Source organism: Flavobacterium sp. (genome assembly GCF_003525665.1).
Lineage (GTDB): Bacteria > Bacteroidota > Bacteroidia > Flavobacteriales > Flavobacteriaceae > Flavobacterium.
Genome location: NZ_DQDX01000062.1, coordinates 1 through 3,582 on the forward strand (window position 1 = coordinate 1; position 3,582 = coordinate 3,582).

Here is a 3,582-nt window from a genome sequence, read left to right on the forward strand (position 1 = left end):
AAAAGCAGGAATATGGTTTGCTAAAATGCCCGAGCCATTCGCTCCTAATTAATTTTAATATTTTTTACTAGAATTTTGTCAATTTTCACGCCATCCATGTCTAAAACTTCGAATTCTAGTTTGTTCCAGATTAGTTTTTGTCCTTGTTTTGGGATGATTCCTAGTTCGGTTACTATTAATCCGCTTACGGTTGTTACTTCGTAATCGCCAATTAAATCGTCCATATCGAAATAGGTTAGAAAGTCGTGTAAGGAATAATGTCCGTCAACCAACCAACTTCCGTCTTCGCGAGCTACGATTTTAAATTCATCTTCGTAGAAATCGGCAGCATCTCCAACAAGTGCTTCTAAGATGTCGTTTAATGTAATAATTCCTTGAAAAACACCGTGCTCATCGGTTACTAGAGCGTAATGGACTTTAGATAATTTGAAATTTTCTAATGCTTTGTAAGCTGAAGTGTGTTCTATAAAATAAACTGGTTCTTTTGTGATTTGCTTCAAATTGAAATTGCCTTTTTCAAAACTTGCGAATAAATCTTTTAATAAAACCACTCCGTTTACATCATCTAGATTATCATCACAAACTGGATAAACCGAATGCAATTCGTCTAGAACTTTGTCTTTTATTTCTTGCACAGTATCTTCATGCGATAAGTAAACAATAGAATTTCTATGTGTCATCAACGAATTTACTTTTCTATCGCCAATGTGAAAAACGCGTTCAACAATATCGTGTTCAATTTCTTGAATTTCTCCGCCTTCTGTTCCTTCCTTGATGATTGCTTTAATTTCTTCTTCGGTTACTTTTCCGTCGGCAGTTGGTTTTATTTGAAAAATTTTCAATAAAAAATCGGTTGAAGTTGTAAGTAACCAAATAAATGGCATGGTAACTTTAGAAACTACTTTCATTGGAAGCGCAACCGCTTTGGCAATAGCTTCGGGATAATTTAGTCCGATTCGTTTTGGTAATAATTCTCCTAAAACTAAAGAGAAAAATGTTAATGTAACTACCACAATTCCAACAGAAACACTTTGAGCATAAGGCTTTAATGCTTCGAAACTTTCTACAAATAATTTGACATCGGTAGTTATTTTATCTCCTGAGTAAATACCTGTAAGAATTCCGATTAATGTGATTCCAATTTGAACTGTCGATAAAAATTCGTTTGGTGAATTTGCCAAGTCTAAAGCGGCTTTGGCATTGGCATTCCCTTTTTTGGCGGCAGTTTCCAATCGGCTTTTACGAGCTGATATCAATGCAATTTCCGACATTGAGAAAACTCCGTTTAGGATTATCAGAAAAAGAATTATTAAAATTTCCATAGTTTAAAATTACAAAAAAAGAGCTTAAATCCATAATATCGGAAATAGCTCCTTTTCTGTTTGCAAATATCTGAAAAAAAATTGAATGCTCGAAATTTATCTCGAGGTCAATTCTTTAGATTATAATTTATCGAAAATTTGATTTAATCGTTCGTTAACTTCAAGAATTGTTCCGATACCATTTACCGCGTGGAATTTACCTTGAGATTTGTAATAATCCATTAGTGGCGCGGTTTTCTGGTTGTATTCGTCGTAGCGATTTCTAATTTTTTCTTCGTCTTGATCGTCTGGTCTACCTGAAGTTTTTCCTCTTTCTAACAAACGTGCTACAAGGATATTATCATCTGCTTCAAGCGCAACCGTTGCTGTAATACTTTGTTCTTTAGATTCTAAAAAGTTATCTAAAGCTTCTGCTTGTGCTAAAGTTCTTGGGAAACCATCAAATAAAAATCCGGCCGAATCTGGGTTTCTATCAACTTCACTTTGCAACATTTGAATGGTAACTTCATCAGGAACCAAATCGCCTTTATCCATAAATGTTTTGGCTAATTTTCCTAAATCAGTATCATTCTTGATGTTAAATCTAAAAATATCTCCTGTAGAAAGATGGGTTAAATTGTATTTTTCTTTTAAAAATTCAGCTTGTGTGCCTTTACCTGCGCCAGGTTTTCCGAAAAGAACGATGTTAATCATTTTATTAAAAGTTGTCGGTTATTATTTGTTGTCGGTTCTCGGTTGTTTGTCATCGGTTAATTGAAAACCGACAACTGACAACGCTCTATTATTGTGCCAATTGATATACATCTGGTAAATTTCTTCCCAATCCGTCGTAGTCTAAACCGTATCCAACGATGAATTTGTTTGGAATTCTGATTCCTATGTAATCAATTTTTATATCTTTTTTGTATGCTTCTGGTTTAAAAAATAATGTTGCAATTTTTAAGTGCTTTACTTTTTTCTCTTTAAAAATCGCTCTCAGTTCTTCGATAGTGTTTCCTGTGTCAATAATATCTTCAACAATTACCACTGTTTTTCCTTCGAGATTTTCGTTAAGTCCGATTAGTTGTTTTACTTCGTTTGTAGATTGTGTTCCTTCATACGAAGCCATTTTCACGAAACTCACTTCGCACATACCACGATATTGTTTCATTAAATCGCCCATTACCATAAATGAACCGTTCAAAACGCCAATAAAAACTGGAACTTCGTCAAAGAAATCGTCGTCCATTTGCTTCGCCATATTTTTAATTGCAAAATCAATTTCTTCTGAAGAAATAAATGGCTCGAAAGTTTTATCGTGAAGGTGTATCATTTTTTTTAGGTTTAGGTTGTGTTGCAAATTTAAAGAAGTAAAAACTATTACGTTGCAAGTATTTCCACTTTTTTGCAAATTTGATATATTTACCAAATGAATTCAGAATATCACAATCAAATCGCTAAAAGTACAGCACATCGAAAAAGTAGAGATGATAATAAAGATTTCATCTTTGCCAATCCCCATTATTTAAAATATTTATTAGAAATTGGCTTCAATATTGAGGACAAAAATCATCATAAAGCCTGTTGGATTTTGGAATTGATATGTGAAGAAAAAATGGATTTATTTTTACCTTTTTTAGAAAATTTTTGCGAGACTTTACCTTATTATAAAAATGATTCTGCCATACGTTCGATTTCTAAAATTTGTTTGTTCCTATCCAATTCTAAAAAATATTCTTTAACAGAAAATCAAGAAGAGAAGATAATTGAAACCTGTTTGGATTGGTTGATTGAATCCAACAAAGCCGCAAATGCTGCTTATACAATGCGAACTTTATACAATCTTGGCAAAAAACACCTCTGGGTAAATGAGGAATTAAAATTTTTACTTCAAAGAGATTGCAGTCATCAAACTCCTGCTTATAAATCGGCAGTGAAAGATATTTTGAAAAAATTAACAAGGTCAAAATAATTATTTACGTACATTTGTAAAAACTTTACGTATATGAATACTAAACTCACTTTATCTCTTGAAAAAGAAGTCATAGAAAAAGCTAAAATCTATGCTAAAGGAACAGGCAGAAGTTTATCTGAAATGGTTGAAAATTATTTTAGAAGTTTGGTTGAAAAACCAAATAAAAACGACAATAAAGAGGAATATGCAGACATAGATCCACAATTAAAAAAATTGATTGGAATTATAAAATTACCTGATGATTTTGATATTAAAAAAGCAAAAGAAGAATATTATAAAGAAAAATATGGTATATGAAAAACATAT

5 protein-coding genes are annotated in these 3,582 nt (G+C 32.2%); 2 read left to right on the forward strand and 3 right to left on the reverse strand.

Annotated features, from left to right (window positions below):
• Window positions 1-44: 44 nt before the first annotated feature.
• From DIU01_RS04275 to hpt, 3 genes are all read right to left on the reverse strand, one after another.
• Window positions 45-1,322: a hemolysin family protein gene (locus DIU01_RS04275; RefSeq protein ID WP_290832008.1), complete on the reverse strand. Its 1,278-nt coding sequence runs from the start codon at window positions 1,320-1,322 to the stop codon at window positions 45-47.
• A gap of 120 nt (window positions 1,323-1,442) precedes the next feature.
• The gene (locus DIU01_RS04280; RefSeq protein WP_290832009.1) at window positions 1,443-2,015 is read right to left on the reverse strand and encodes an adenylate kinase; all 573 of its coding nucleotides are present in this window, start codon (window positions 2,013-2,015) and stop codon (window positions 1,443-1,445) included.
• Between the two features lie 88 nt (window positions 2,016-2,103).
• Window positions 2,104-2,634, reverse strand: a complete 531-nt coding sequence (gene hpt, locus DIU01_RS04285; protein ID WP_290832010.1) for a hypoxanthine phosphoribosyltransferase — start codon at window positions 2,632-2,634, stop codon at window positions 2,104-2,106.
• Window positions 2,635-2,730: 96 nt separating this feature from the next.
• On the opposite strand from hpt, the gene DIU01_RS04290 reads away from it, so the two are divergent.
• Both DIU01_RS04290 and DIU01_RS04295 read left to right on the forward strand, forming a co-directional pair.
• The gene (locus tag DIU01_RS04290; protein ID WP_290832011.1) at window positions 2,731-3,273 is read left to right on the forward strand and encodes a hypothetical protein; all 543 of its coding nucleotides are present in this window, start codon (window positions 2,731-2,733) and stop codon (window positions 3,271-3,273) included.
• Between the two features lie 33 nt (window positions 3,274-3,306).
• Window positions 3,307-3,573, forward strand: coding sequence for a DUF6364 family protein (locus tag DIU01_RS04295; protein WP_290832012.1), 267 nt, complete (start codon window positions 3,307-3,309; stop codon window positions 3,571-3,573).
• Window positions 3,574-3,582: the final 9 nt, after the last annotated feature.